Source organism: Providencia sp. M-27, from assembly GCF_011077905.1.
Taxonomy (GTDB): Bacteria; Pseudomonadota; Gammaproteobacteria; order Enterobacterales; family Enterobacteriaceae; genus Providencia; species Providencia huaxiensis.
In genome coordinates this window covers 36,228-58,682 of record NZ_JAALBT010000016.1, presented here as the reverse complement: position 1 = coordinate 58,682, position 22,455 = coordinate 36,228, and the positions used below count along the sequence as shown (strand labels likewise).

General features: G+C 38.7%; 21 protein-coding genes. 11 read left to right on the top strand and 10 right to left on the bottom strand.

The features are described from left to right. The first annotated feature begins 290 nt into the window (after positions 1–290). Together ubiC and ubiA are read left to right on the top strand one after the other, a co-directional pair. Positions 291–803 (top strand): chorismate lyase, encoded by a 513-nt coding sequence (gene ubiC / locus G6Q48_RS18230; protein ID WP_102140220.1) that lies wholly within the window; start codon positions 291–293, stop codon positions 801–803. A 151-nt stretch (positions 804–954) separates the two neighbouring features. Further along, complete coding sequence (gene ubiA, locus G6Q48_RS18225; protein WP_166267860.1) at positions 955–1,809, top strand: 4-hydroxybenzoate octaprenyltransferase; 855 nt, start codon at positions 955–957, stop codon at positions 1,807–1,809. 81 nt (positions 1,810–1,890) lie between these two features. Here ubiA and plsB read toward each other — a convergent pair whose 3' ends face one another. Then, positions 1,891–4,380, bottom strand: a complete 2,490-nt coding sequence (plsB, locus tag G6Q48_RS18220) for a glycerol-3-phosphate 1-O-acyltransferase PlsB (RefSeq protein WP_102140222.1) — start codon at positions 4,378–4,380, stop codon at positions 1,891–1,893. A gap of 126 nt (positions 4,381–4,506) precedes the next feature. Here plsB and G6Q48_RS18215 point away from each other — a divergent pair, with 126 nt between their 5' ends. Further along, complete coding sequence (locus G6Q48_RS18215) at positions 4,507–4,881, top strand: diacylglycerol kinase (RefSeq protein WP_102140223.1); 375 nt, start codon at positions 4,507–4,509, stop codon at positions 4,879–4,881. A 136-nt stretch (positions 4,882–5,017) separates the two neighbouring features. Beyond that, on the top strand, positions 5,018–5,635 hold the full coding sequence (lexA, locus tag G6Q48_RS18210) for a transcriptional repressor LexA (RefSeq protein WP_004915217.1): 618 nt from the start codon (positions 5,018–5,020) through the stop codon (positions 5,633–5,635). Between the two features lie 181 nt (positions 5,636–5,816). On the opposite strand, the gene zur is transcribed toward lexA, so the two are convergent. Further along, positions 5,817–6,332, bottom strand: a complete 516-nt coding sequence (gene zur / locus G6Q48_RS18205; RefSeq protein ID WP_102140224.1) for a zinc uptake transcriptional repressor Zur — start codon at positions 6,330–6,332, stop codon at positions 5,817–5,819. Between the two features lie 952 nt (positions 6,333–7,284). Between zur and G6Q48_RS18200 the strand changes: the two genes are divergently transcribed. The 7 genes from G6Q48_RS18200 to G6Q48_RS18170 all read left to right on the top strand — a co-directional run bounded on the left by G6Q48_RS18200 (position 7,285) and on the right by G6Q48_RS18170 (position 13,728). Continuing rightward, positions 7,285–7,878 carry a fimbrial protein gene (locus G6Q48_RS18200; protein ID WP_166267858.1) on the top strand — a complete coding sequence of 198 codons (594 nt, stop codon included), beginning with the start codon at positions 7,285–7,287 and terminating at the stop codon, positions 7,876–7,878. A 96-nt stretch (positions 7,879–7,974) separates the two neighbouring features. Continuing rightward, entirely contained in the window at positions 7,975–10,464 is a 2,490-nt protein-coding gene (locus G6Q48_RS18195) for a fimbria/pilus outer membrane usher protein (RefSeq protein WP_166267856.1), read from the top strand. A gap of 33 nt (positions 10,465–10,497) precedes the next feature. Beyond that, complete coding sequence (locus G6Q48_RS18190) at positions 10,498–11,235, top strand: fimbria/pilus periplasmic chaperone (RefSeq protein WP_166267854.1); 738 nt, start codon at positions 10,498–10,500, stop codon at positions 11,233–11,235. A gap of 11 nt (positions 11,236–11,246) precedes the next feature. Then, positions 11,247–11,738, top strand: a complete 492-nt coding sequence (locus G6Q48_RS18185) for a fimbrial protein (RefSeq protein WP_166267852.1) — start codon at positions 11,247–11,249, stop codon at positions 11,736–11,738. Between the two features lie 11 nt (positions 11,739–11,749). Further along, positions 11,750–12,244, top strand: coding sequence for a fimbrial protein (locus G6Q48_RS18180; RefSeq protein ID WP_102140229.1), 495 nt, complete (start codon positions 11,750–11,752; stop codon positions 12,242–12,244). After that, entirely contained in the window at positions 12,244–12,798 is a 555-nt protein-coding gene (locus tag G6Q48_RS18175; protein ID WP_102140230.1) for a fimbrial protein, read from the top strand. Before G6Q48_RS18180 ends, G6Q48_RS18175 begins: the two co-directional genes overlap by 1 nt. Positions 12,799–12,864: 66 nt before the next feature. Beyond that, complete coding sequence (locus G6Q48_RS18170) at positions 12,865–13,728, top strand: MrpH family fimbial adhesin (RefSeq protein WP_102140231.1); 864 nt, start codon at positions 12,865–12,867, stop codon at positions 13,726–13,728. Between the two features lie 79 nt (positions 13,729–13,807). Here the strand turns inward: G6Q48_RS18170 and G6Q48_RS18165 are convergent, their stop codons facing one another. The 8 genes from G6Q48_RS18165 to G6Q48_RS18130 form a co-directional block, all read right to left on the bottom strand. Then, on the bottom strand, positions 13,808–14,284 hold the full coding sequence (locus G6Q48_RS18165) for a FidL-like protein (protein ID WP_166267850.1): 477 nt from the start codon (positions 14,282–14,284) through the stop codon (positions 13,808–13,810). After that, positions 14,285–15,253, bottom strand: a complete 969-nt coding sequence (locus G6Q48_RS18160; RefSeq protein WP_166267848.1) for a winged helix-turn-helix domain-containing protein — start codon at positions 15,251–15,253, stop codon at positions 14,285–14,287. It lies immediately after the preceding gene. Positions 15,254–15,677: 424 nt separating this feature from the next. Beyond that, positions 15,678–17,672, bottom strand: coding sequence for a TonB-dependent receptor plug domain-containing protein (locus G6Q48_RS18155; protein WP_166267845.1), 1,995 nt, complete (start codon positions 17,670–17,672; stop codon positions 15,678–15,680). Positions 17,673–17,804: 132 nt separating this feature from the next. After that, on the bottom strand, positions 17,805–18,650 hold the full coding sequence (gene modD / locus G6Q48_RS18150) for a ModD protein (protein WP_166267843.1): 846 nt from the start codon (positions 18,648–18,650) through the stop codon (positions 17,805–17,807). Beyond that, a complete protein-coding gene (locus G6Q48_RS18145; RefSeq protein ID WP_166267841.1) occupies positions 18,647–19,465 on the bottom strand; it encodes a class I SAM-dependent methyltransferase in 819 nt (272 codons plus the stop codon). The genes modD and G6Q48_RS18145 overlap by 4 nt, the downstream gene beginning before the upstream one ends. An 11-nt stretch (positions 19,466–19,476) precedes the next feature. Further along, positions 19,477–20,244: an ABC transporter ATP-binding protein gene (locus G6Q48_RS18140; protein ID WP_166267839.1), complete on the bottom strand. Its 768-nt coding sequence runs from the start codon at positions 20,242–20,244 to the stop codon at positions 19,477–19,479. Beyond that, positions 20,241–21,257, bottom strand: coding sequence for a FecCD family ABC transporter permease (locus G6Q48_RS18135; RefSeq protein WP_242685835.1), 1,017 nt, complete (start codon positions 21,255–21,257; stop codon positions 20,241–20,243). Before G6Q48_RS18135 ends, G6Q48_RS18140 begins: the two co-directional genes overlap by 4 nt. Further along, entirely contained in the window at positions 21,254–22,291 is a 1,038-nt protein-coding gene (locus G6Q48_RS18130) for an ABC transporter substrate-binding protein (protein ID WP_102140238.1), read from the bottom strand. The genes G6Q48_RS18135 and G6Q48_RS18130 overlap by 4 nt, the downstream gene beginning before the upstream one ends. Between the last annotated feature and the right edge of the window lie 164 nt (positions 22,292–22,455).

The following is a 22,455-nucleotide window of genomic DNA, read 5'->3' as shown; positions in this document are numbered from 1 at the left end:
ATATAAGGTAGGGAGTTCCTGCCTTATATTGTTCAACAAACCATTGTTAAATTGTTCGTTTTTCAAGCAATTAAATAAAATTTATTATGATGTTAATAAATTTTATTATTATCGGTAACTCGCTAGTAATTAAAATATTTTTCACTATATTTTTACATTTTGTGTTGAAAATGTGACTTTTTATATAAATTGTTAGCTAACTTTAACCTTGTCGTAAAACAACGTGATATCCTATTGCGTAAGAAATACAGTAAATCATAACCATGTTATCCATGGTGGAATTTTAAGTAATGGATGAAACGCTTTTTACTTCTCAGCCGATTCATTGGCTGGCGGAGAACGATAAAAACGATAAAATAGTGCCTGCTAATATATTAGATTGGCTATTAGAGCTTGGCTCAATGACAAAGCGTTTTGAGCAGCATAGCCAGCAAGTGACCGTGATACCTTATTTAGAGTGCTATGTATCGCAAGATAAGCTGAGTGCAGATGAAGTGCAGTCTTTACCTAAAAGCCAGCGCTATTGGGTCAGAGAAGTTGTCATGTATGGTGATGGTATCCCTTGGTTACTGGGCCGAACTGTAATCCCTGAAGAGACACTGACCGATGATGACCAGCAATTGGTGGATATTGGGAGAATGCCATTAGGACGTTATTTATTTAGCCGCGATAGTTTAACTCGAGATTATATCCATATTGGTTCTTGCGCAAATCGTTGGGTGCGTTGTTCTCGGTTAAGGCTATCGGATAAACCCTTATTATTAACAGAAATATTTTTACCTGAATCACCTGCATATCGTTAACTATCCTAAGTATTTTGAATTTTCAGGTCTCTGCAATGACACTATGCCAACAAATATAAATCAGTAAGTTGTAGAGTTTGGTGGTATTAAAATATACCCAATTTGAAGTATGATGGAATTCGAAAAGGAGCACGACAAAGTGGAGGGAAGTATGACGCTAAGTAAATGGCATGCATACAGCCGTTTAATGCGTATTGATAGACCCATTGGTTCACTGTTGCTACTGTGGCCGACGTATTGGGCATTATGGATTGCGGCTCAAGGTACGCCAAGTTTACATCTTTTAATTGTCTTTACTGCTGGCGTATTTTTTATGCGTGCCGCTGGCTGTGTCATTAATGACTTTGCTGACCGCCATTTTGATGGCCACGTAGAGCGGACTAAACACCGCCCTCTCCCGAGTGGTGACGTGACAGAAAAAGAAGCAAAAATATTGTTTGCAAGCCTTGTTGGCCTTTCTTTCCTGCTGGTTTTAACACTCAATTCAATGACTATTTGGTTGTCAGTTGCCGGTTTGGCCTTGGCATGGGTTTATCCCTTTGTTAAGAGGGTCAGTAACTTACCTCAAGTGGTATTAGGCGCGGCTTTTGGTTGGTCAATCCCAATGTCTTTCTCTGCTGTTGGCGAAACTTTACCTGTTGTTTGTTGGTTACTGTTTTTAGTTAATATTATTTGGTCTGTGATCTACGATACTCAGTATGCGATGGTAGACCGTGATGATGATTTAAAAATTGGTGTGAAATCAACCGCTATTTTATTCGGGCAGTATGACAAACTGATTATTGGCGTACTGCAATTCCTGATGGTTGGCTTCTTATTGGTGATAGGCTCACTGGCGGGTTTAGGTACTCTTTATTATATTTCATTGGTGCTCGTAGCGGGTCTATTTATCTATCAGCAGCAATTAATGGCTAATCGTGAACGTGCGCCTTGCTTTAAAGCTTTTATGAATAATAACTTTGTTGGCTTAATTTTGTTCATTGGTATTCTTGTCAGTTATTTTTAAATTGCCTTTATTGAGCCAAAGTAAAAGGTCATGTTATTTCTAACATGACCTTTTTTGTTTTATTGAGCTGAGAAAACGCGATTAGCTTTTCTCTTGTTCCTGAGACTGCGCGCTTTCACTCGGCTTTTCTTCAGAAAACTCATCGTCTTGGCTAACACTTTCAATGGTTAAGCGAATCTCAGGTGACATCAAGCGGGCCAGAACGGCATACAGTTTTTGTGCATTGGTAACAAAAATATCATTTTCATTATTATCAATGTAGCCTTCTTCTCTGAGGGTATCGACTAATGTCGAGAATACCGCTTTATCAAAGAATTCAGGTGCGTTAATACCATGCAAGACAGAAAGACGTTGCGCAAGGATACGGCTTTCTTTTTCCAACGTATTACGGCTGATTTCAGGGCTCGCGTTGAGTAATGATAATGTGATTGCATAACGTTGCAAGGTTTCACGTACACCAGCGGCTAAAAGCTGTAATGGACGAATACGGCGAGGATTTAACACCACAATATCGTCTTCTCTTAAGCAAATTAGTTTTTGGTTATTCAGTTCATCGATCAGCGTATCTACCGCTTCATGTAGCTCATCACTGTTATAACGCATAAACAGTTCTGCTTTTAAGAACGGATAAATTTGACCGACTTGATAGTGAATATCTTGGCGACTAATGCGCTCATGGTGTAACACAATGCTAGTTATTAGAGATGGTAATACCAATAAATGATGGATATTGTTACGGTAATAGGTCATTAAGACGGCATTTTCACGAGGAAGGATAATAATATCCCCCATGCTGTCTTTTTCGACTTCGAATTTATCCATTTGCAAAGCATGTTCTAACAATTGCTCTGCTGTTTTATTTGGGGTTGTTGCATCTGCGGTGTATGGCACGTTGCGTAATAATTGCAGGTAACATTCGACTTGTTCAATCAGTTGCTCACGAGTGAGCGAGCGTTGACGAGATGCCAGCAATGCGGTCGCACAGAGGTTAATCGCATTGGCTGCGGCTGCATTATTAATATTAACCATAATGTTATCAGCTAACGAACTGACCGTTGGGTTTAACCAGGTCGGCCTTTGTGGTTCGATAGGATCGATAGAGTCGCGCCAATCAGGTACACGCTGATTGAGGTAATGAGGTAAAGAAATAGGTTGACCGAAGTTAACATACCCTTGACCTAAGTTGCGCAATTTACGTAACCCGCGAACCATGGAGAAAAAGCCTTCTTTCTCTTTTTCTGCACCACGAAGTTCTTTGGCGTAAGTTCCTACTTCCATGACATGTTCATACCCAATATAGATAGGAACAATAGTGATAGGGCGTGAGTCACCGCGCAACATCGCTTGCAATGTCATTGAGAGAGTACCTGTCTTCGGTTGTAATAAACGACCGGTACGTGAGCGCCCACCTTCCACAAAGTATTCGATGGAGTAACCACGTGCAAACAGTTCACTTAAATATTCGCGGAAAACAGTCGAATACAGTTTGTTTCCTTTAAACGTTCTGCGAATAAAAAAGGCCCCTAAGCGACGGAAAATTGGCCCTGCTGGCCAGAAATTAAGATTGATCCCCGCTGCGATATGAGGCGGCACTAGCCCTTGATGGTATAGCACATATGAGAGCAGTAAGTAGTCCATATGGCTGCGGTGAGAGGGGACATAAACGATTTCATGGCCGTCTTGTGCGAGTTGGCGAACCCGTTCAGCGTGCTGAACATTGATACCTTGATAAAGGCGGTTCCAAGTCCAACTAAGAACTCTATCGGTTAAACGTACGGCTTCATAAGAGAAATTGGCTGCAATTTCTTCCATCATCCCAACGGCATTTTGCTGGGCTTTTTTGAGTGGAATTTTTTTACTGCGCGCTTCGTCTTCAACGGCTTTTTCAATCGCTTTTGACGTCAATAGCTTATTAAACAGCTCATAACGTGCAGGAAGTTTTGGCCCAACTGCTGCTAAGCGTTGGCGCGAATAGTGAATACGCGCGACACGAGCGAGTTTGTTGGCAATAATAGTGTCTGTACCGTGGTCTTGTGCCATTTTCCCAATTGAGACAATCGGTGATAAACGCACAAAGCTGTCACGCCCTAACCATAAAACTGCAAAGAACTTTTGGATACCGTTTAACAGCTTCAGTGGCGGTGCTGGAGTATGGCCTTCACGCCCAGGTGAACGCCCAAACATCACGGATGCAGGTAGCATTTGAATATCTAGATTTGGATTGTTTTTGTGCAAATCTAAATAAGCATGGAATGTTTTTACTGAATCCTTACGTGGATTCGGTGAATAATAGCGAAAAACACGTGGGCCATCATCGATAAAAACGTAAGCCGGAAGCTTCGTTCCATTGATATCATTGTCGACTAGCGGGTCTGGCAGACCGATAGCTAAGCATTGATGCCGTAGCGTCAGGAGGTCAGACTTCGAATGATAAGGTAATACGTACAGAGTTGGCCTGTTGACATCAAGCTGCAACTCAGTGACGGGATCCGAAGGAATTAGTTTACTTTTTACCAATAATTTAAGTGGCAAATTCAACGTGTTGTAATATATTTTACGCCATAGTGACATAAATGATTATAGCCTCTTGTTAACAATGCTGTGCAATCATACCAGAAATACCTGGTTAGATCTGTTACTGACAATTCACTTTGACCGTAAAAATCGATTATTGTTTGTATTTTTTAAGGAATAAATATGGCGAGTCAAGTTAAGGGGTTCACGCGAGTGATTAAAGCGGCAGGATATTCCCTTAAAGGTTTGAAAGCGGCTTGGGTTAATGAGGCAGCATTTAGGCAGGAATCAGTTGCAGCAATCATCGCAATTTTTATCGCATTTTATTTAGATATCAGCTATATAGATAGGATTTTGTTAGTGAGCTCAGTTGTGCTGGTGGCAATAGTCGAATTATTGAATAGCGCGGTAGAGGCTGTAGTTGATCGTATTGGTAGTGAGTATCATGAACTTTCAGGAAGAGCTAAAGATATTGGTTCTGCTGCAGTATTTGTGAGTATCGGTTTAGCGCTGTTCATTTGGGCGCTGGTATTATGGCAGCGTTATTTTTCTGGTTAAGGTGTTTGGTTACTTAATCGGGCAAAAAGAGAGTAAATCGATAACAAATGCTTAAATTGCGCGATTTAACTGTTTCAAATCTTCATTTACCTGTATATACTCACAGCTTGACTGTATAAACAAACAGGGGAACGGAATGAAAGCACTGACGGCTCGACAACAGCAGGTTTACGATCTGGTGCGAGATCACATTTCGCAGACAGGTATGCCACCTACACGTGCTGAGATAGCAGCAAGCCTTGGTTTTCGTTCGCCTAATGCGGCAGAAGAACATTTAAAGGCCTTAGCACGTAAAGGGGTTATTGAAATCGTTTCAGGCGCATCCCGAGGTATTCGTCTGCTTCTTGAAGAAGAAACCGAAGATCAGGGGTTACCTCTGATTGGGCGTGTTGCCGCTGGCGAACCATTATTAGCGCAGGAACATATTGAGAGCCACTATCAAGTTGACCCGGAGCTGTTTAAACCACATGCAGATTTTTTATTGCGTGTGAACGGGATGTCCATGAAAGATATTGGCATTATGGATGGCGATCTATTAGCTGTGCATAAAACGCAAAATGTACATAACGGGCAAGTTGTTGTCGCTCGTATCGAAGATGAAGTTACGGTTAAACGTTTTAAGCAACAGGGTAACCGCGTTGAATTAATAGCAGAAAACCCAGAATTCGAACCTATTGTTGTTGATTTACGTCAGCAAAACTTCACTATTGAAGGTTTAGCTGTTGGGGTTATCCGTAACAGTGATTGGTATTAATTTCCGCTAGTAGCCAGCTGTCATGGTAGGTTACACCCGGGAATGACTATTGCAGGCAGATTTCATTGCTTTATTTTGAGGTCTGCCTGTTTTGTTTCCTTCCTTATATTTTTTCTCTTCTCTCTTCTCTCTTCTCTCTTCTCTCTTTTGTATTCATCAAACTATTTAGCAATACAGTAATTTATTTCTTTTTTGATGCTATAGGTTGTTCGTGGTTATGATGACAATGTTCATGATCTTGGCAGCTATTCACTTCGTCACAACTTCTGCATAAGCCATGGTTTTCCACCACGGTATGTCTTAAGCGGAATTGGTGTTCGTCGGCTAAATTAATAATGGCAGCTTCTATTGTTGTACAGTCACTTTCCGTTACGCTTCCGCAATGGTCGCAAATCAACATAACAGAGATATGGCTTGGGTTATCAAAATGATGGCAGACGACATAGCTGTTTGTTGATTCAATTTTATGGATAAAACCTTGCTCCATTAAAAACTCAAGGCCACGATAAACCGTAGGGGGTTTAGCTTGAGGTTCAATTTCACGTAGTAAGTCGAGTAAATCATAAGCGCTGATTGCACCATGTTGTTGTGCTATCAAGCGCAATACCGTTTCTCTTTGTGGTGTCAACCTGACGCCTCTTGACTGGCAAATATGTTCAGCCATCGCAAGAACTTTTTTTTCACTCATCTTTTCCATTTTACTGACCCACCCGTTGAAAAATGCAAATGTTTACTGTTCACAAGTTTATCACAGTTTCTTGAACTATAGAGAATCAAGAAATGAAAGCATTACCATCAAAAAATTTTAACCTTGCTAAGTATTTTTTTGATTAATAAAGAAAGTAAATGAGGGTAATAAAAAATATAAAAAATGATATTTAAAATTAAACAGGAAAATAGAAACAAATATTAAACAAATGCATAATAAAAGCGCAACGCATTGCGAACAATTAATTGAAATATTCCGTTTCAATTTGATGCAATTTCAATTAAGACTTATCTTAACCTCACTTTTCAATATTCTTTTTGTCGCTTCTTTTCTGTCTTGTTTGGATTTTAATTGCGGTTTTTCTGTTATTGCTTGGTTTTAATGTCTATCTTTGTCGATAAATATAGATTTAAATTTCGATATAAATCTATCTGTAATTTGACATATTTTGAGATATTTGTAAGTGAAAAATGAGGGTTTTATATAAGTTTTTCTAAGTAATAAATTTGAAATGTATATTTTGATAGCGTTTTGATTTTATATTTTGCTGATTTTGAATTTGCTAGTCATTTATTCCTTGTTAACTCTAATTATGTGTCAGTTTTGACAATAAATATCGGTTATGTAGAATTGACATCAGAAAGTATCGGAAGGCATGTGTAAAAAGTCATTTTCTATTTCTATGTCAATTTTAGCGAATTACCCCTCATGGGAATAATTAATATTGAATAGAAAATAAAGAATTAAAAATTTTAGGTATTTTAAAAATTATAGATGAAAGGGATCTTATTTATATATTCACCTCTAATCTGAATGAAATTAATGATGTTGGATGACTGAAGAATTTCACTGTTAAGTAATCAAAAAAATAAAACTGATTCCTTATCAATAAAAATCAGAAAAGAGGCAGCTACTTCCTACTCATTTAAAGGAAATGTTTATGAAACTGAATAAATTAGCGTTAACTCTGGCTTTAGGTTTAGGTGTTGGAATTTCTGGTGTTGAAGTGGCTGAAGATCCAGTAACGCCACCAACAGTTGAAAGTTCACAAGGTGAAGTCCGCTTCACTGGTTTCATTAACGATGTTCCATGTTCAATTGATGCAAACAACTTAAAACAATTAGTTGAGTTTGGTGAAATTGCATTACATGAACTGACATCTAACCAATATCGTTCAGATAACAGAGATTTCGATATCGTATTGAAAAACTGTTCAACAGAAACGTATAAAAACGCAAAAATCACCTTTACTGGCCAAACTATTAATGGTTTCCAAGGTTTTGCCGGTGACTTACTTGGCTTAGGTGGAAAAGTTAAAAATGCCGGTATTGTAATCACTAATGGTGCTGACAAAGTTGTTGAATTTGGTAAAGCATTCCCAGGTACAGGTGATGGATACGCATTAAATGCTGGTGATGGAAAACAAACTACACTGCACTTCTCTGCATACGTTAAAGGTAACGAAGCAGCGGATGCGAAAGCAACAACAGGTAGCTTTAACACTGTTGCTAACTTCAAAATTATTTACCAATAAGTTCAAGCTTAGTTAAGTAAAAACATGTGGCGTATTAATGACGCCATATGTTTCTACCTTCTTTTTCATTTTTAGTCTGATAGGCGGCATAGTTGAATGAAAAGCATGAAACTCAATTTAATTACAAAATTAATGCTTTTAATATTAACGCCGATGGTTGCATTTTCTGAGGAGGCAGTTGATTTCAATACTGATTTTTTAGAGGCAGACAGCACTGAAAATGTCGATTTTAGTAAGTTTTCTCATGCTAATTATATTCCACCTGGAAATTACTCTTTAGCTATTGCTGTAAATAAAGTCAAAATTTCCATGGAGCAGTCCATTATATTCTTTACGCCTAATTATGATGAAAAAATATCATTAGCTTGCATTACACCTGAGTTATATGGGCAACTAGGATTAAAGCCAGAATGGAGTAATAAAGTAACTTGGTTACTTGATGGAAAATGTTTAGATATTCGCTCTGTACCAGAAATGCGGACTCAAGGTGATCTTGCAAAAAATATTGTCGAAATCAGCATCCCACAAGCTTATATGGAATATGAAGACCCAAATTGGGATCCTCCGTCACGTTGGGATGATGGCATTCTAGGTGCATTTATCGACTACAATGCGACGGGTCGGGTTGTTAAAAAAGAAACGGGTGACAAAGGAACGGATTCAGGTATTACAGCGACAGGGACAATGGGGACAAATATTGGTGCTTGGCGTTTTAGAGGTGATTGGCAAACGCAAAAAGGCCAATTAAATAAAGGCGGCCAATCATGGTCATGGAATCAGTTATATGCGTATCGCGCCATACGTTCTTTAAATTCAAGGTTAACGTTTGGTGAACAATATCTGTCTTCAACGCTATTTGACAGTATTCGTTATATTGGTGCTAGTTTAGAAACCAATGAATCTATGTTACCACCGCGTTTACAAGGTTATGCACCTGAAATTGCGGGGGTTGCCAAAACCAATGCGACCGTCATTGTGAAGCAAGATGGCCGTATTATTTATCAAAAAGAAGTTAGTCCTGGGCCATTTCGTATTCAGGATGTGAACTCTTTTGGTGGCGGTACGTTAGATGTTTCTATTCAAGAACAAGATGGTAGTGTGACTAACTATAAAGTGGAAACATCTCGTTTAGGGACATTGACTCGACCGGGTCAGCTGATTTACCAGTTTGTCGTTGGTAAACCGACTAAAAATGAACATGATACTCAAGGTCCTGCATTTAGTTTGGGCTCCTTATCATGGGGGGTAACTAATAATACAACCGTTTATGGTGGTATGCTTGGTTCATCAGAATATCAAAACATTGCGATTGGTTTAGGGCGTGATTTAGCACCATTTGGCGTATTGTCAGGGAACTTAAGTATCTCTCGTGCTGAAATGGGCAGAACCGAAAATAACCAAACTTTGACGGGTAATTCATATAACGTCACTTATTCCAAACAATTTGATGATATTAACAGCCAAATTACATTCGCAGGCTATCGTTTTTCTGAAAAAAATTATATGAGCATGAGCCAATTTATCGACCGTCGCTATAACGAAAGTACGGTTGATAGTGGTAAAGAGCTTTATACTATTATATTTGGTACTGCATTCCCTGAATATAATACTAATATGTATTTAAATTACTCACATCAAACTTATTGGAATAGGTCATCATCGGATCAATATAATCTAACAGTTTCTAATTATTTTGATTTGGGGAAAATAAAAAATTTAAGTCTTAGCTTAACAGCTTACAAAACAAAATCAGACCAAAATGATGATGACGGAGTTTATCTAAATTTAAATGTACCATTGGATAATAACCAAGCAAGTATTAGTTACTCAGGTTCTTATTCAGGAAATACGAACAGTCATAACGTTAACTATTATGACCGTATAAATGAACGTAGTACTTATTCTATTTCAGCGGGTACATGGGATAAAGACAAGGTAACAACATCAGGTATGTATAACTATGATGGTGATACCGCACAACTTAATTTGAGTGGAACTTATATTCAAGATAATCAATCTACTCTTTCAATGCAGTTGAAAGGGGGACTGACCATGACCCAAGAAGGTGGTGCTTTACACCGTAATACCTCAATCAATGGTGGGTCAAGGATACTGTTAGATACGAGTGGTGTTGCTGATATTCCTGTGCAAACAGGGGTAACGCCGATACGCACGAATCGATATGGTAAAGCCGTTATTACCAGTGTTATGGATTATAACCGCAATAATATTCGAATAGATTTAAATAGAGTGCCAGATAATGCGGAAGCAGTTCAATCGACACAGCATGCGACATTAACGGAAGGGGCTATTGGATACCGGAAGTTTAATGTCATTCAAGGTGAAAAAATATTGGGAACAATTCATCTTGCAAATAATAGTTATCCACCATTTGGTGCATCCGTCAAAAATGAAAATAATGTTGAAGTTGGCATCGTTTCAGATAACGGATTTATTTACTTAGCGGGTATTAACCCATCAGATGTTCTTGAAGTGACTTGGGGAAATAATTCATCTTGTCACATTCAATTACCTGAAAAAATAGAAAGTGGCATGGAACATACAATGTTATTACCATGCAAATAATTATAAATATGTTTTAACGTCAACGGTGAAAATATGAAATTTATAAATAAAGTTCAAATTGTAACAGCGATAAGTCTTTCTTTATTAGCACAATCGGCTTATTCAGCGATTGCACTAGATAGAACTCGTATTATTTATAATGAACAAGACAAAACAGTCGGTATGGGACTGACTAACGAACATTTAACTAGCCCGTATTTAGCTCAGGCATGGATAGAAAATGACAAAGATGAAAAAGTAAATTCACCTTTTATTGTGACTCCTCCGGTGCATCGTATTGAAGCTAATTCAAAAAGCCAAATTAAAATACAGGCAATCCCTGCAGTAGCGCAGTTACCTAAAGATAGGGAAAGTGTTTACTACTTAAATGTGAGAGAGATTCCACCACGTAGTGAGAAAGTGAATGTATTGCAAATTGCATTACAGACAAAAATTAAGCTTTTTTACCGCCCAGCAGCAATTGTAATTAAAGATAGAATGGAAGTGATCCCTCAAGAAAATGATATGAAAATTCTTAAACAGGGGGCGAATTATATTGTGAAAAACCCGTCACCTTACTTTTTATCCATTACAAAACTGAAAAAAGGCAATACTGAAGTTCAAAATTTTGAACCTGTAATGGTTGCTCCATTTAATGAAGCGGGTTTAGGCAAAGTTACTGGAGATTTAGGTTCATCTCCAACTTTGGTTTATCTCAATGACTTCGGTGGAACTATGGATTTGAAATTTAGCTGTCAGTCAGCTGAATGCTCAGTGCTGCCAAGAAAATAAGGTTTGACGCCATGATGTCTATTAAAACATTAACAAAGGTATTTGTGTTATTGCTCACTTTACAGATATCGAGTGTATTTGGTTTTTCAGGATTCCTATACATTGATATTAAAGGAGAAGTACTATCAAAGCCTTGTTCAATTAATAATGGGCAAACAATACAAATTGATTTTGGCGATGTATTAACAACACGTGTCCAAGATGAGGTTTATAAAGCACCCATTGACTACACGGTGACGTGTAAAGATGGCGTCCAACCTAAACTGAACATTTTTATTGAGGGAATATCGGCAAGTTTTGATCAGCGCCTATTAAAAACGGATATTGATAACCTTGCGGTGTTATTTAAAGCAGACACCAGCGATTTCCCGCTGAAAAAGAAACTTGCTTTTAACTTTGCAAATCCATTGAAATTGTATGCCGTATTAGTGAAAAAAAGCGGTACAGATTTACCCGCAAAAAGTTTTACGGCAAATGCAACGTTGAAAGTGGTGTATCAATAAGGGGCTGAGATGTGAAGACTGTTAATAACATAATCGGTTTGGTGTTCCTCAGTGCCATTTTATCTTTTACATCAACCGCAAAAGACTATGAAACAGGGATTAATATTAAAGGTAATTTAATTACACCACCGCCTTGTCATATTGATGATGGTAAAGATATTGAAGTTGATTTTGGTAATGTATCAATAAAATCAATCCAAGGTAATGACCAAAAAAGGCAAGTTAATTACCAGATCCAATGTGGTGAAAATAAAAATAACTGGTCTATGTATCTGATGTTAGATGGAATAAAAAGTGATTTTGATATAAATGGGTTAAATACTGGAGTTAATAATCTAGCAGTAAAATTTCAGCTTGCGGATACCGAATTGGAGTTAGGTAAGAAATACCTTATTAACCCTAGCTCTCCCGGTGTACTTTGGGCCGTATTAGTCAGGAATGGCGATAATGAACTAAAGACGGGTGATTTTATTGCTAATGGCACCATGGTTGTGGAGTATCAATAATGAAAAATACGACCTCACTATTAATAGGGACACTGTTTACTTTGATAAGTACGGCATTTTTAAGTAGCAATATTGTCTTTGCCGCTAAAAATAATGTCAAAGTGAAAGGGACACTGGTGAATTCACCTTGTGTTGTTCTGCCGGAAAATAAAATGATGGAAGTAGATTTTGGCGATATTCGGTTATTAGATATTTACGACCCGACTTACGAGTTGCCTCGCAGAGAGTTAACGTTGGTATTATCTAATTGCGACTTAACTATTGCGAAAAAAATGAAAGTGAAGTTTACCGGAGCTGAACATAGGCAAATGTCAGGATATTTGGCATTAACAGATACGGAACACAACCCTGGATTAGGGATTGGCATTGAGCTAGCTAGCGGTGAAGAAATTAAAGTGAATAAGTTTTCTTCGCTAGTACCAATCATTCAAGCTGGGAAAAATGAACTTAAATTTAATACTTTTCTCAAGGCAACCCCTGAAGCAATCAACAATAAACAAATTAAAACAGGGCAGATTGCCGCAATAGCCACTTTTTTATTTGAGTACGAGTAATTTCATTCTCAGAACCTTATCTGGTACTGATATCAAAACATTAAAATGAATATAAAGAGATATGAAATGGGAAAACGAATTCAGCAATTATTATTAGCCATACCATTTTTGTTCTTTGGTTTGGGAAGTTATGGTTCAACCTATTTTTCGTATGTGGAAGAAGTTGAATCACTATCGAAGCATGAAAATATTTATCATTTTGTTATCGAATATTGGAAAGAAAACTCTCCTTATGAAGGGAATCCATGTCAATCCGTACTTGGCAGTAAAGGGGCAAAACGGTGTTATTTTACAATTAATCACCTACATTCAGGGAAAGAGACTGGGGGGATAGCTTCTCGTGCAGATTGGTCGTGTGATGTCAATTTTGCAACTTACACGACAATGGCCGCAATTATCAGAGATGCCAATGCGATTTGTGGCCTTTCTTTTCCTCGAACAGGGAGTAGTCAACATAGTGGAGCAATCACAACGGATGAATGTGTAGGGATCTTTCTAGCTACATCAAAAGGAGCTCAAGGTAAAATGTTACCAGGCGGAATTTGCGGGATAGCGCCTCCTCCAGCAGGAAAATGTTACTTTACTTCTCCGACTGGTAATGCGAATTCTCTCGAATTAGATCACGGTCCTTTAAATGCGGATGAGCTCAATGGCGACGTAGAGACGGGGTTATTTTATATTCAATGTAATAAAGATATGAGTGTGAAGGTTTCTTCAAACTTGCAGCAAGATAATGTTTATCTGCGTCCGAATGGAGAATTGCAGTCCCATGTTACATTAAATAATCAGTCGGCAGCAAAAGGGGTGGTTCAGTCAGTAAGAGCAAATCAAGTATGGCCTGTGCAGGTGGCGTCAACCTTAAAAACTAATGGCGCTGTTGCACCGGGGAAATTTAGTGGTCGCATTACCCTCGTTTTAACTATTCCATGATTTAAATAGATATTTGGATTCGTCATTTCCCATGTTGACGGTTTTGCCTACTTAAACGTAATTGTTGGTAGGCTTTTTTTTATTGAACTTGGCAAGTAAAAGCGGAATAGGATTCATCTTTGATAATATAAATATTGTCTTCCATTTTAGTAATGTTGACATAATATTTTATTTTGTCTTCTTCTAATTGAATAAAGTTAGAAAATAATTTCTCTGGTATATTATCTGAATTGGTTACAGATGATGAAGTAAAGGTGACGGCATAGTTACCTTTATGGTCAACATCTTGATAATTAAAGTAAAGAGCTCTATCTAGTCGGTAAATCTGACTATTATCTTTTAAGTAACCATACATATTCATTCGCCCTTGTTGGCCTGCAGAAAGTTGGACATTAACTTTTGATTTTAAACTCAGGCCATCTTGAGTATTATTATCTTTAATCCATAATATTTCGGAATGGCAAATTTGGACATCATGGCTACTTTTTTTGATCATCAGTGATGCAGTTGATGCAGTTGCAATTAAAAACAGTGAAGTTAAAATATATTTTTTCATTTAAATCCTCTGATCATTGATTGAGATACAATCAAATTTTTTATTGATTTCTTTGCAAATACTAATAGATATGTTTTTGTCGATAGAGTAGGATTTATTTAAATCCGATAAAAGAATAATTCTTTTTGGCTCATCACATGGGATGTTGTATTTATTCAGCTTTTTATTTACGGTAGCAATATTATCGCTGGAAATTTTACCGACCATATCAACCGGTGTTTGTATTACACAGTTTTCATTTGTACTTACAGTCAGATAATTATTGATTGGATTTGGGTTATCCATTGGGTGCTGAATAAATAAATAGATTAAATAACATATTGTAAACGTTGAAATAGCTAGGAATAATATCTTTAAGGGTTTTTTACCACTTTTTTCTATTACCTCATCCTTCCGGTGTTGAAGCGATAAGGTTTCATTAATATCCATATTATAAATATGGTTATTTTTCGTTTCATCAATAGGGGATGATGGTTCATCAATAGTAGTGATGAGCGGGGGCTGGGTCGTTAATTGGCTATCAATTGGCTGAGGGAAATATTCTGGGTTTTCAATATAATCATATTTATCATTGAGATAAATAACATCTTCCTTCACATTACTATCTTCAGTTTCTATATTTTCATGTATAGATATATGATTATCGAGTCGAAAGCCTTTTTTAGGTACGGTAACGATCGATTTAGGGTCGATACCAATTTGTTCAAGTTTTTTTCTTATTTCACTAATATAAGTATTTAAATTATTATTAGAACCAACCAGCCCATATTCCTCCCATACACTAGTTAAGAGTTCATCTCGCGTTGCAATTCCTTTTTTTAAATTTAATAAAATGATTTCATTGAATAACCTTGCCGCAGGCTTAGATAATTCAATATTTTGATTTCGATCATATTTTAGGTATATTAAACTTGTTTTCTGCTCGAAAATATATTTTTCATCAATAGTATAATCATGCATTTCGATCATAAATACTGTTTGCTCTCTCTAATTAAAATGACTAATAGGAAATTTAAATTAAGGGAATTAATTTTGGATAAAGTATGTTGTTTTGACTTTTATTATTATGCTTATAGTCTAAATACGGAATCAATTAACTGCAAGTATTGTGAGGTGAGCTTTTTTGTAATGAATTAGCAAATTTATTGAATTGACAGCTTAAATGTTATTAAAAACTATTTAATGGTATATTTAAAGCCTTAAAGGTGGTAGGTTAATCACATTTGTAGTTAAAAAGATATAATAATCTATATAAATCAGTTCATGTAGAAATACATTTTTTTATAGGAAATATCTTAAGTGTTATTACTTAATCGTTTCAATGTTAACTAATTTAAGTCTATATAATAAATATTAGGCAAAGAACTTAATTCTCTGCCTAATATATTAATGATTAATATTTATATTCAATACCTAGCCAATAGTTACGGCCTTCTTCAATATAGCCATTAGTATATTCATATGATTTATCGAATAAGTTGTTCACTGAGGTGTTAACAGAAACACCTTGGCCAAAATCATAATCTAAGCGCAGGTCAGTTTTAGCATAGCCACGTACTTTGCTATCGGTATCAACATAGTTGAAGGCCCAACTTCTGGCTTCTTCTGTTACTGTGATACTGAATGGCTCATAAGGGGTAAATTTCACCCAAGCAAAGGCTTTGTGAGTCGGTAATTCGGTGACGTGTTTTACACTGTAATGTTTTGGATCCGCATGAATATAGCCGTAGCTTAAACCGGCTTCCATCCAATCCGTAATTTGACCCGTGGTGCCTAAATCAATGCCAAAGTAATCGACTTTTCCGCTATTACGATTTTCGAGTATATAGCCTCCATTCTTATTCGTGCCAACACGATGCGCCATAATGGCATCAGAGACATGGTTATAATAGAGACTTGAAGTATATGACCAAGTGGGTGAGATATGTCCCTTGTAAGTCAAATCATAGGTAAGTGCCCGTTCTGTATCGATATGTGGGTTAATGACGAAAGTGTCGTCACTTTTCATTTTTTCTTTGGTATAGCGCTCTTTTTGCGTTGGGAAACGACTTCTTTCTGATATCGAGAATTGTACTGTATCTTCATTTTCTAAGTGGTAGCGAGCCATCACTTCCCAGTTGAAGGCATGTTGGCTGTTACCATCGTATTTCTCAAAATCCCCTGATTTATAGTCATAGCGTTTGCCGTCAGCACTCTTGCGCCAGTCATAGCCGATACCCCCGATAATATCAAGGTTATCCATGGCAACCCATTGATATTCTGTAGCAATAGAATAGGTATTGTCTTTATAACGGTCGAATGGGACATCTCTTTTTGCACGCGCACGGTGAACATCTTCTTTCCAGTGGGCAGCAAATGACAGCATATCTAATTCACGCACGGTGAAGTCAACACGCATATCAGCCCCGTTGCTGTAGTCGTCATAACGGCTGTAGTTATAGATACCTTTTTCATAATCTTTGATAGACTTATATTGATGAAGGGTATTCTTAAATGTGTCGTGGTACAGACGGCTCTGTAACGCGATATCATTGGTTATTTGGGTTGTGCCATTGAAATAAAAACTTTCTTTGTCATAAGCTGGCCATTGCCATATTTGAGGCTTGGTATTTGTCACACTCGGGGGGCTATTTTTATCTCCATCTTGTTTGAGATAGGTAATGACATATTCGTCGGCTTCACGGGGTGTCCAGCCCACTTTCACCATCATGCGCTTGTCGTCAGTAGCTGAATTCGGGCGACGGCCATTATTTCCTGCTAATGGATTGTTATTTTCAGACCCCGGTATTCCCATAAAACGTTGTTTATATTGGCTGCCACTCACTTGGATAAAGCCTAGATCATTACGTCCACCTAAGCGCGCACTGATATTGTGGGCATTATCGGCACCGCGAGCAAAACCTTGATTCAAACTAATATTGGCTTCAAAGGGTTTTTTAGGCGTGGCGGTGGTTAGGTTAATAGCTCCGCCCATTAGGTTTGGGCCTTGTAATAGAGAGGTATAGCCAGTCGATAACTCAACACTGGCCAGCTCGCTAGTCATAAAGCGCCCGAGGTCTAATGTGCCGTCGTAAGGTACGTAGGTTGGAATACCATCAAAGAAAATAGGCACTTGGCGGCTATCAAAACCACGTACATTGACTTGGGTTTCATTGCGGTTACCTGACTTTTGAATGGAAACTCCTGGCATTGTGCTCAGCGCCTGTGCGACGTTGGTTTTATTCAACTGTTTCATTTGACTCTCTGTGATGATGTTTGCATCAGCCGCAAGCGGGGTACTCCAAACGGACATCACATCGGTATTTTTTTCGGTGTTAGGTGAGGCGGCGTATCCTTGTGCTGTGAATAAAGCCATCCCGACTAAATAGGTAATTTGTTTTATTTTCATTATCTCTTTCCAGTTTCATAAATAACGATATATTATTTTTTATATAACGATGTGCGTCATTAACCATAAGTGGATACAGCCTACAGGGTAGGCTGTTTTTGCAAATGGTTTTTTTGACGCTAACTTCTTTGGTTACTGCTTAAAAATCTTCACTTTGATATCTCGTGGTGCTGCGTAGTAAGGGGCTGACGTAACCAATAATGGCACCCCTGTTTGTGCGAATGTTTCTATTGTTTTTAAATTAATTCCACCAGCAATGGATAGTCGACAAGGCCGGCTTTGTTGCTTGGCGAGTTCTTGTAGTCGCTGAATTTGCTCAATGGGCAATTTATCCAGCTGAATAATATCGGCTTGCGCATTGATGGCGAGAATGGCTTGCTCGTAGTCATCAGCCTCAACAATAATCATTTTTTCGGGGGCGGCTTGGCGTAGTGCTTTAATATGGCCCGCCCAATCATCTGGTTTTTCAAGACATTGGCGATGATTGGTGAACAGTAGGATACTTTCTGCACTGCCTGCACGATGAATAATAGCACCCCCAGCCAAAATCGCAGTTAAGGCAAGGGGCTTTGTCTGTGGAATGGTTTTTCGGGTGCAAGCAAGCTGCCCATCTGGTTGATATTGACGCAAAATACTGACCATTTGCTGGGTGTAGTGACTTACACCTCCACACCATTCAAGCACGTTTTGCACCGCTTTCCAGCCTTGATGTAAGGCTTCAATAGGCCCAGTCGCACGAATTAAAATACTTTGTGGTTCAACCTGTTGGCCATCTTGGCTGTGGCACTCGCAAGTGATACCGAGTTTTTCTAACATGCGTCTGGCGATAGCTATCCCACTGACACAGCCGCCAAATTTGGATGCAAAGGTCATGACACCCAGTTGGGATTGTAGGCCAAGTGCCCGTGTGGTGAGGTCCCCATATTGGATGTCATCTAGCAGCAGTTGGTCGATCAATGCATCGGGCACGTAAATCATAACGTCAGTTCCGATTCATCTACCACATCCCAAGATACCATCGCCCAATCTCTGGAAGGATAAGGGACTGTTTTGCCTAAAGCGGTTTGTTCATCATAGTATTGACGTAAGACGGAGGTTTCTTCTGGCGTGATATTTTTAAGGGACCAATTGACACTATCAGCGAAAGCCTCAAAGTTATCAAATCCACCTTTATTGGGGTTTTTAATGAAATCAACACGCACATTAATACCCATTTGATGCAAAATATTCACTGCATAAATATAGGTAGGTAAACGAACAACTTCACGGCCTATTTTGCGAATTATTTTCTCATCAATAAATGTGGGGTTGACGGTATGGGTTGTGTACACCCGTAACTTTGTTTGGTTATTAAGTTTCAATAAAGCAGCTTTTAAATCATCAACCAGCGTTGAACGCGATGCCACAGAAATATCCACTTTTGGCAATGAATGCCAATCATCTTCCCATGCGAGCTGTTCAAAGCGTGCATGTGGGATAGCGAGCTCTTTAGCCCGTAGTTCAGCCATTTCGAGCATGCCACGGCTATAATCAATTCCAATCACATCTTTAAATTCATTCGCTAGGCAAAGGCTTATGGAACCGGGGCCGCAACCGACATCAAGTAAGGTTTCAGCACCTGTTAAATCCATTAATTCACGAAACCGTACTAAGTATGGGTCATGAGGATTAGCACAGTTTTGTGCCATTTGTTGTGCTTTTTTATCCCAATGCTCTGGTTCTTTGCGGCTACGTTGTGCCTGTTGCATGTGCTGTTGGTACATTTTTGAAAAATCGATTTGATTGATTAACATGATCCCTGACCTTAACAAGAAAACGTTGATGGAAGCTGGAAGTGAGCTTGAATGCTGCGCTCATCCACATTATAAAGTGCTGCCAAGTTAGTAAGTGTTAACATACATTTGGATAACCCTTGCCTCGCTTTGTGGTGCTTATCAAGCAAAATGACGTTATCAGCGATAGCTGCGGCATGCTGTGGATGATGGGTTGACATCAATATCGTCATACCATGGGATTTAAGCTTTTCGATTTGCTCAAGTAAGCGAATTTGGTTACCAAAATCAAGGCTAGCGGCCGGCTCATCCATAATTAGAAGTAATGGTTTTTGTATTAAAGCCCTTGCTATCAATACTAATTGTTTCTCTCCGCCACTAAGTGTGCTGTATAGACGTGTTGCTAAGTGTGAAATGCCCAGATGCTTTAGTTGTTGATATGCTAAGTTTTTTTCGGCCTCTTTAGGGACTGAAAATATTGAAATATGGGGTGTTAAACCCATCATCACCATATCAAGTACAGTGAAAGTAAAGGGGGTATCATGGGCTTGGGGAACATAAGCGACAGTTTTGGCTATTTCACGGGGGTTAAGACCTTGAATGTCTTGCCCATTGAGTAGGATCTCACCTTTAATTGCGGGTAATAACCCCAGTAATGTTTTCATCAAGGTGGTTTTACCGCAGCCATTTGCGCCTAACAAGCAACTAATCTCCCCCTTAGGTAATGAAAGGTTAATACCATCAATGATGGCAGTGCCATGATAACCAATTGCGACCTTTTGCAAAGACAGAATGCTCATTTCACCCGCCTTGTCTGCAATAAGATAGCCAGAAAGAAGGGGGCGCCAATTGCGGAGGTTAAAATGCCTATTGGTAATTCAATTGCAGCAATAGTCCGTGCTAAGGTGTCAGTAACTAGCAATAAGATGGCACCAATTGCCAGTGATGCCGGGAGCTGATAGCGAAAGTTAGCACCCACTATCATTCTAGTGATGTGTGGAACAATTAACCCCACCCAACCAATAATTCCTGCGATTGACACCGCGCTTGCTGTAAGTAATGTGGCACAAGCAATGAAAACAGCGCGGGTTAAACTGACATTGATCCCAAGGCTTTTGGCTTCTTCATCCGATAAGCTGAGTAAATTCATACGCCAGCGCAATAATAATAGTGGAATAATACCGATAATCATCAGTGGTAATACTGACACTAAGTCTGCTTGGGTAATCGATGACAATCCACCTAATAACCAAAAAGTGATGGAAGGCAACTGGGTGTAGGGGTCTGCAAGGATCTTCATTAAGGAGATGGCGGAACCACATAACGCACTGATAGCGACACCGACAAGAACCAAAGATAAAATAGGGTCATGTTGCCGTGCTAGGCGGGCAATAAAACACACTAAAGTCACGGTAATTAGCCCACCAATAAATGCACTTAATTGAATGTAAAACAAAGATTGGCCGAAGAAAATACCAATGACAGCTCCCACGCCCGCACCAGCAGAAACACCTAAAATATCAGGCGAAACTAGTGGGTTACGAAACATTCCTTGGTAAGCTGCGCCTGCAATCGCTAGCCCTCCGCCAATAATAATAGCGGCTAATGTGCGTGGAAAGCGTATTTGCCAGAAAACGGTTTCATGGCGTGGGTTACTCAATTCACTGTGAGATGATAATTGGCTGGCAAATAGTCGATAAAGTTCATTAAGTGTAAGTGAGTACTTACCACTTGTTAACGCAATAACAAAGCTAATCAGTAATATGATGACCAATAAAAGGAATTTTCCCTTTTTGTTCAAAACATCATTCATGACTTTTCCATGAGCAAATCAATTTGCTGTGTCGTTAATGATGAATGGTAGAAACGAGTAAAAAACTCAGCAATATCATGTTTAATATTCATGGCAATGTTTTTATCAAAATGGCTTTGTAGCCGCCTCATTCCCAGTAGGCGGTTAACGCCTGGAGGCCCATCTAACCAACCAAATGGCATGCCACTAAATACAAGTAATTTGCGATTAGCAATAGCATCAAGCCCTTGCCATAATGCAGAACTTGTCATCAGTTCAATGGCTTCGTCATATTGCGTTATAATGATGTCAGGGTTCCATTGGTAGAGCTGCTCCATAGAAACCGTAGTAAGGCCATGAAAATTAGGGATATCCACTACATTGCGTAAGCCTAGCATTTCAATCGCTTCAGTATGAATTGAGCCTTTAGCGCCAGTTTCTAAACCTTTTGCCCCTCTCGCGAGGTAAAAACTCAGTGATTTCTGTTGGTTTTGATGAGCAAATAAGGCAGCATCATCAATATAGCGTTGAGCAAGTTGGCTCAATTGTTGTGCTTGTGGTAAAACCCCTAAGATTTCACCCAGTTGCATTAGTTGCTGCGGTGAGTCTTTTAGGCCACCTGCGATTAACAAATAAGGAACATGGGTTTGTTTGGCGACTTTTTCTGCTTGTGAGCGATAAGTTTCATCAATGTTTCCTGTGTCAATAATTAAGTCAGGGTTATAAGACAACAGTTGTTCAAGGGAAAGGGTACTACCACGGCCTGCCAAGCGGCCATAAACCGGTAATTCAAGCCATTGTGGTGCAAAAAGGCCCGTTTGCCCTTTTTTCAATGAAATAGAGGCGAAACCCACCATTTTTTCTGGGGCTAAGGCAAACATCAGTAAATCGGAAGGGGGCCCCGAGCTGATGACGCGATGAATATCCTTGGGTGTTGGGAGTTTACCGAATATCGCGGCTTCAACTTCTGGGCGAGTTTGTGCGAAGCTTGGTAAGCAGTAAAAAGCAGTGAGGACGGCACTGGATTTAAGAAACTGTCTACGATTGATAGCCATAGTCTAATTTTATCTATTCGTTATGATAATAATTATATAGCGCGAAAATTAGCGGAGTCATGATAGAGAGTCAACTACAAAAGTGGGTTGGTTAAGAAAAATCAACGTTTATGTGATGTAAATCAGTAACAAAGATTGCTATCTATTGATGGATAGCAGAACAT